This is a genomic window from Hymenobacter sp., from assembly GCF_036387835.1.
Lineage (GTDB): Bacteria > Bacteroidota > Bacteroidia > Cytophagales > Hymenobacteraceae > Hymenobacter.
This window is the reverse complement of sequence record NZ_DASVSY010000051.1, coordinates 20,972-27,286: the sequence shown is the minus strand read 5'-3', so window position 1 is coordinate 27,286 and position 6,315 is coordinate 20,972. Positions and strand designations below refer to the sequence as shown.

8 protein-coding genes are annotated in these 6,315 nt (G+C 49.1%); 4 read left to right on the top strand and 4 right to left on the bottom strand.

What is annotated here, in order from left to right:
- Positions 1 to 64: 64 nt before the first annotated feature.
- Positions 65 to 460, top strand: a complete 396-nt coding sequence (locus VF639_RS10385; RefSeq protein WP_331145833.1) for an SUKH-3 domain-containing protein — start codon at positions 65 to 67, stop codon at positions 458 to 460.
- 123 nt (positions 461 to 583) lie between these two features.
- Here the strand turns inward: VF639_RS10385 and VF639_RS10380 are convergent, their stop codons facing one another.
- The 4 genes from VF639_RS10380 to VF639_RS10365 form a co-directional block, all read right to left on the bottom strand.
- Positions 584 to 1,162: an SLOG domain-containing protein gene (locus tag VF639_RS10380; RefSeq protein ID WP_331145832.1), complete on the bottom strand. Its 579-nt coding sequence runs from the start codon at positions 1,160 to 1,162 to the stop codon at positions 584 to 586.
- Positions 1,159 to 2,343 (bottom strand): toll/interleukin-1 receptor domain-containing protein, encoded by a 1,185-nt coding sequence (locus tag VF639_RS10375; RefSeq protein WP_331145831.1) that lies wholly within the window; start codon positions 2,341 to 2,343, stop codon positions 1,159 to 1,161. Before VF639_RS10375 ends, VF639_RS10380 begins: the two co-directional genes overlap by 4 nt.
- 861 nt (positions 2,344 to 3,204) lie before the next feature.
- On the bottom strand, positions 3,205 to 3,414 hold the full coding sequence (locus tag VF639_RS10370; protein ID WP_331145830.1) for a hypothetical protein: 210 nt from the start codon (positions 3,412 to 3,414) through the stop codon (positions 3,205 to 3,207).
- Between the two features lie 173 nt (positions 3,415 to 3,587).
- A complete protein-coding gene (locus tag VF639_RS10365) occupies positions 3,588 to 3,743 on the bottom strand; it encodes a helix-turn-helix domain-containing protein (protein WP_331145829.1) in 156 nt (51 codons plus the stop codon).
- 199 nt (positions 3,744 to 3,942) lie between these two features.
- On the opposite strand from VF639_RS10365, the gene VF639_RS10360 reads away from it, so the two are divergent.
- From VF639_RS10360 to VF639_RS10350, 3 genes are read left to right on the top strand one after another with little or no spacing between them, the layout of a single operon-like run.
- Positions 3,943 to 4,830 (top strand): nucleoside triphosphate pyrophosphohydrolase family protein, encoded by an 888-nt coding sequence (locus VF639_RS10360; protein ID WP_331145828.1) that lies wholly within the window; start codon positions 3,943 to 3,945, stop codon positions 4,828 to 4,830.
- Positions 4,830 to 5,846, top strand: coding sequence for a nucleotide kinase domain-containing protein (locus tag VF639_RS10355; RefSeq protein ID WP_331145827.1), 1,017 nt, complete (start codon positions 4,830 to 4,832; stop codon positions 5,844 to 5,846). Before VF639_RS10360 ends, VF639_RS10355 begins: the two co-directional genes overlap by 1 nt.
- A complete protein-coding gene (locus VF639_RS10350; protein ID WP_331145826.1) occupies positions 5,810 to 6,301 on the top strand; it encodes a TIR domain-containing protein in 492 nt (163 codons plus the stop codon). Before VF639_RS10355 ends, VF639_RS10350 begins: the two co-directional genes overlap by 37 nt.
- Positions 6,302 to 6,315: the final 14 nt, after the last annotated feature.

Below are 6,315 nucleotides of genomic sequence, written 5' to 3'. Positions count from 1 at the left end.
GCGGGTGCGGCCGGGACAGCGTGGGTCCGGTAGCGTGGCAAAAGAAGCAATAAGTTGATTGAGCATGAAGAGTTTAACAATGTCTAACCAGACAAAGGTCAGCTCTTATTACAGCGTCTTGGATTTGATGCGTAAGCCCTGGCCTTTTGGCAGCAACAGGACGACGAAACCGCTTAGCGTAATTTTTCGCCCCGTTGTAACGAGAACCCCGCTAACAACAGCAGGCTGGCATCCGGGCAGGTGCGTCATCACTCTGGGCTATCGGCTATCGCTGTCGATAGAAGGTTATCCTTGGTTTCCAGCGGTGGAAAAGTTCTTACAAGCGTTTGGCGGGCTACAGGTTTCGTTTGCTAGAGCGGGAGGCAACGACACGTTTCACTTCCACGCGCGCAAAGCGGCGGGTGACGTAGATAGCTCCTGGGTGCGCCAATATTTCATACGGCTGTATGATGCCGAATAGAAATCCAGAACAAAGCTTATACTACTCCGCCATAAATCGTGCAACTAAGAGGTAATTGAAACTCTAGCCTCTTATCAGATGACTAAATAGCTCCGAGTATTTGATTATCTAGCTTGAAGCCAACTATTCACCAAAGCCAATTTGCTTTCTAAATAGTGACAAATAAGAATATTCGTTTTGTAACTGCTTCGGAAAATATCCCTCAGATCGGTTAAATAGCTCCTTTGCTGCTCCACCAGTTGAGGCGACTGGTAAGACTAGCGCATTTGGCTGTCGTTCCCGAAACAGTTCGAACTCCTCTTCAACGCCTTCCATTCCTCCTATAAATACGCCAGCAGTATAAATATGCTCACTTAGCATATGCTGCCTCATCAACACAAGGCTGTCTTCTCTCGTCTCCAGTTTCGGAGTTACAACGATGCGTTCGAATACGTCATTGCTGGCAGGAAATTGTTCCGCAAAAAAAGCAGACTGATAAAGCACAATTCTTTCAGTGACGCTGGTCTCTAAACTTTCGGCGACTACGCGTATCATGGGCGTGATGGCAGGATGCCCGCCCCAAACCAACGAGCCATTCTGTAATACAAGCGTCGCTAAAGCTCGGACAGCCTCACGAATAGCAGTTACATCCGCTGTTTCGTAGTATTTTGGATTGCGACGCGGGTCGGGGACACTGGCGGACAAAAATATAGTATGGGTCATTGAGAAATATCTGTAAGCCAGCGCTTTGAATCAATCACGCGCACGGATTTTATCGGCAAGTGTTCATTAAGCCACGATAAATGCGCTTGCCACCGCTTTCGCATATTGCGATTATCGTAAAGAAGAACGGCACTTGTAACCGCCAATTCTTTTATTGTTTCCAACAATTCCGCGATTTCTTGATAACGCACAGCTTCCGGCAGCCCGACGGTTGGGATAACGGCGATACGTACGGTTCCTGTATCAACAATAGCATAACGATAGGGCTGGATGGCTAAATCCATGGAGAGCTCTTGCACCACACTCCCTAACTCACCGACAATATTGCTGTATCGGGCAGACAAGGCTCGGGCTCGAAGAGACTCGACGTTACGCGTTATTTCGCTAACTGCCCCATCACGTAACAACCGGTGAATGGGGTCTTGGCCATCTAACTTGAAATCAGCATCTGATAAATAATAACGTTCGCACAGCCCCGACGCCGGTTCTGGGTTATGTTCTGGCCAAATAACTTGGATAATGCCAATTGACATTGCAGAAGCTCGGGCTAATTCTTCACTGGTCCATCGACTAGCTAAAAAGCCGGGTGTATCCAACAGTACAACAACATCAGTGTCGCTAAGGCGATGCCAAAGCGTTTCCTGAAACGTTTCAGCAGGCCGAATACTGATGGTATCGATAAATACATCGAAGCCGCATCCATCCAAATGCTCGTACAACTGAATGGCAATGGCCCGCGATTCCTGTCGCCGATAGCTGATAAAGAGCTTTCGAGTCTTTCGCAACAGGCTCAAAACCTCCAAAGCAGTGTTGGTAATGTTGTCAATGCCCCCAATAGCAGCCTGTACTTCTAAGCCATTAATGTCGTACAAACACGATGGCACCAGCTGCTGGTACTGGCCTAAGTCTTCAACTACTGGGATGACGACGACGTCTTCTGAAACTAATTGATTGACGGCCGCAATGTCAGCGGCAGAAATAGTCGCACCCCCAAAAAATATTCCAACTATTGGCGCTTTCCTAGAAAATGAAGCAACCTCAGTTGCTTCAAGTACAGTGACATGTTCGTCCGTATTCAGGCCTAACTCTTGAATTTTAAGGAGCAGGTCTTGATGAACCAACTGCTTGAGACCGGTTTCGTTTTCTCCCAAAAGAACAATTTGATACGGAACCGTTTGCATATAAAATCAAATTGAAAATGGTAGGACCCAGCCAGAGATTTAATACAATAGAAACGTGAAAGTAGCAGTCACCAGCTCTTTTTAGTTTGTTTCAGTTGTACACCTGTATTCAATGGCCATTCGGAGAGGCTATAAAAATGAGGCCGTGGTACGTCTGAGGTGGTCCGATTAGGCCGGACAGTTTAGGAGTGTATTTTTAATTGTCGAAGGTAAGAGGTTTGTGGACTTTGGTAGGCAAGGGACGAGTGGCGGCGTTCGTGATAGTAATAGTCAAAATAGGTAGCCACGCTTTACTGGGCGGCGGTCAAGTCGCGAAAAACGGGCCACTCGCGGGCTTAGAGTTCTTCTGTTTTGAGGCGGGACTACAAGCTGTCGGCCTGCGCATTGGCGAGGACTCGCCCCGGGGACTCTGTGAGCGTAGACCACCGTATCTGCTCAGCAGAGCCCGGTAGGCGTTGCCACCGCACTGTCCGCCGCGGTCGGAATGCACCAGCATGCCGGGAGCGGGTGCCCTGGCCAGCAAGGCCTGGCGCTAATCACTGACCACCAGCGCTCCGGGCACTTGTATCGCGTGCCTGCCAGCTCACCATCTGCCGGGTAAAGCGGTCCTGAAAGGCACACCGGTACGCCCATGTCCCCGAGGCCAGCGGCAAATCAGGTAATGTCTCTGGTACTCTAGCCTGTTTCTTTGCTGATCGTCGTCCATGTCCCCGAGGCCAGCGGCAAATCAGGTAATGTCGCTAACCCACACTTGATTCGGCCGCGTCGGCGCGGGCTGGTCGAGCAGGCGGTTGGGGGCGCAACGCAGCCCATGGGTGGAGTCAGTGATGCGTGAGGTGAAGGCGCGCGGTTGTAGGGCCGTCAGCGCTTGCGCGCCCACATGGCGGTGCGCAAGCCTTGACGGCCGACGCGGTAGCCTTCCTCCTGCCGTTCGACCCGTAGGCGCCGGGTCCCGTAGCGCTTCTGGTGGCGCGTGAAAGCCTTTTCCAACGCTTCTTTCCAGGCAACTGGCGCGGGGTGCGGGCGGCCCGCCGTTCGCTGTTTACGGCAGGCATAATTTCGGGCTGACACACGCTGAAGCTTTCGGCAGAGCAGGCAGAGCAGATAGCTATCACGCTGCTGGTCAATAAATTCGTAGCAGCTCATAAGGTTGGTGGGCTGGTCGAAAAAATGGCGATGGCTTTTTTAACATCTCCAGTTTCTAGGCCCGCTGACCTGGCCATGGCAGCCCGCAGCTGACGTGCTTACGCTGCCATGGCCAGGTCAGCGGGCAAGGCGGGCTGCGCATCGCGCTGCCACTTATAGAGCAGTTTGGGATCCAAGTTCAGGGTCCGGGCCGTGGCCACAGTCGAACGACTCTCGGCTACTAGCTGTAAGGCTTCAGCGCGGAGGACCGCCAAATACTTACGGCATTTATCAGGGTTTTCCTTAGGCGGAAAATACCACCCAATTCTGTTTCACTCACCTGAACCACCTCGGTCTTCATCAATCATTAAAAGGCGCTGCCGTCTACCAAAACACGACGCATGCAGTACCTTCAAGCACTTGCTCCTTACATTAAAGTAGCCGCGACTGGCTAACTACCATTTTCTATTCCATATGACTCTTCAAGAATATCAAGAACGGGCCGTTTCAACAGTCCAGAAGTACATTTCTGCTGATCAGGAACATTTTTTCATGGGTTATCTAGGCCTGGCAGGCGAAGCTGGCTCAGTGCTTACGCTTTTAAAAAAGGCAATTCGTGATGGAAAAGGCTTCGGCAGCTTTCCGGATAAGCTTGCCGAAGAACTGGGGGATGTTCTGTGGTACATCTCCGCAATCGCTTCTCATTATCAGCTCTCCTTAGATGAGATAGCCGAGCGCAACCTTACCAAAACAACTGACCGGTTCCAAGAAATTAACTTGTTGGACATTACACGATTTGACGAGCAATACGCGGAGCAATTCCCGAACTCCTTCGTCATCAACTTTATTGAAGAAGTACAGGACACTCTGTTGACAGTAAGAATGGTCTGGGAGAAAGAACCACCTGCCGAATCAGTGGATCTAGGCGATGCCTTGACTGACAACGCCCGAATTCCCAATCAATATCGGTACCACGACGTGTTTCACTTGGGGCACATTGCGTTTCTGGGCTGGTCTCCCGTATTGCGGCATTTGATGAAATTAAAACGCAAAAGCGACCCCCTAACCCTTGATGCAGAAGACAGAGGCCGTCCACAAGTAGCCGAAGAGGCAATAACCCTAATCATTTATAATTATGCAAAAGGCAATAAAATGCTTCGTGAAAGTGACAGAATGGACACCGATTTGCTCAATAGCATCAGGCAACTGGTAGTTGACTTAGAGGTTGCGACGGTTACTTCGTTTCAATGGGAGAAAACAATAATCGAATCCTATAAGGTATTCCATCAGGTAGTTGAGAACCATGGGGGCCGAGTACTGGTGTCACCCGCAGAACGTAAGCTTATCTATTTAGGAAAATAATGCCAACTCATTTCACGCGCCTTTCAAAACCGAAAAAATCGGTTCTTTACCCCATTTATTGGCAGTTTGCGGTAAAGCGCAACGATATCTTCACCCGCCGTCTTAATATGTCTCAAGGTCCTTGGACCGATGACCCAGTGCTGTCAGCCAATCGTTTTACCAATATTTTCCGCGCTTCGGACCGTGTAAGTCAATACTTGATTAATCTACAGTATGAGGAAGATTATGATGCTAGAAATGTCTTTTTCAAGACGCTGCTTTTCAAAATTTTTAATCGAATCGAAACATATAAATACCTGGAAAAGGAAACGGGCGGCATAAATATCAACTCGTTCACCATTGACCACTACGACCACTTGCTCACCACTCGGATGGCAATGAAATACAAGGTGTATTCCGCCGCTTACATCATGCCTTCTGCGGGGAATGTGTTCGGCTATAAATTAAAGCATAGCAATCATCTAGCCTTACTAGACCGCATGATAAAAGATAAGCTCTACGACTCTTTGGAAAGTTGCCAAAGCTTGCAAGCAGTCTATGAAATGCTTTTGTCCTACCCTTCTTTGGGGCCTTTCTTAGCTTTTCAATATGCAATTGATCTAAATTACAGCCCACTTACCAATTTTTCTGAAATGGATTTCGTCATTGCGGGTCCAGGTGCTAAAAGCGGCATTTTAAAATGCTTTGATACTCTCGGAGATTATTCTTTTGAGGACGCCATTAAAATGATGACGGATGAGCAAGGCGAAGCGTGTAATCAGTTGCACCTGCCGTTGCCGACATTGTGGGGTAGAAACCTGCAACTAATTGATTGCCAAAATTTGTTTTGTGAAGTAGACAAGTACCTGCGGGGCACTAATCCAGATATCACGGGAAAATCTGGCCGGACCCGAATCAAGCAAAAGTTTACGGCCAGTAGCGCTCCTTTGCCCCTCTTCTTTCCACCTAAGTGGGAACTTAATAACAAACTCCCCCAGCAATGCCCACAGGAAGCAAACGTCGCCATGTTTTCATAAGTCATCATCACCAGGACGATGCCAAAGTCACTGAACTCACCAATCTGCTTGCTGGAAGCGGGCACGACATTCGAAACAGTTCTGTTCGGCTAAAACCCGAAAACCAGCGCAGGATGGACGAAAAACGGGTGAGCGATGCCACAATTGCACGTATCCTGCGCATGAAAATCTCTTGGGCTGGAACTGTAGTGGTCTTAATTGGCAAAGACACGCACACCCGACCCTGGGTTAATTGGGAGATTGACAAAGCCAATGAGCAAGGTAAGCGCATTGTGGGGGTCTATCTGCGTGGTGGAACCGAAGCCGACATTCCTCCAAGCCTCGCAAAGTATAGTTCCACTATTGTTAAATGGAATACCGCCAGCATCATGGGAGCTATTGATGGGTCTAATACTTTCCAGACACCAGCCGGAGCTCTCCGTAGTTCCTCGCCGGGTGATACTTATAAGTGCTAACTGTCAATACATTA

Excerpts from the sequence above, each read along its gene's own strand:
- VF639_RS10385 (WP_331145833.1), top strand. The coding sequence starts at position 65 with ATGAAGAGTTTAACAATGTCTAACCAGACAAAGGTCAGCTCTTATTAC.
- VF639_RS10380 (WP_331145832.1), bottom strand. The coding sequence starts at position 1,162 with ATGACCCATACTATATTTTTGTCCGCCAGTGTCCCCGACCCGCGTCGC.
- VF639_RS10375 (WP_331145831.1), bottom strand. The coding sequence starts at position 2,343 with ATGCAAACGGTTCCGTATCAAATTGTTCTTTTGGGAGAAAACGAAACC.
- VF639_RS10360 (WP_331145828.1), top strand. The coding sequence starts at position 3,943 with ATGACTCTTCAAGAATATCAAGAACGGGCCGTTTCAACAGTCCAGAAG.
- VF639_RS10355 (WP_331145827.1), top strand. The coding sequence starts at position 4,830 with ATGCCAACTCATTTCACGCGCCTTTCAAAACCGAAAAAATCGGTTCTT.
- VF639_RS10350 (WP_331145826.1), top strand. The coding sequence starts at position 5,810 with ATGCCCACAGGAAGCAAACGTCGCCATGTTTTCATAAGTCATCATCAC.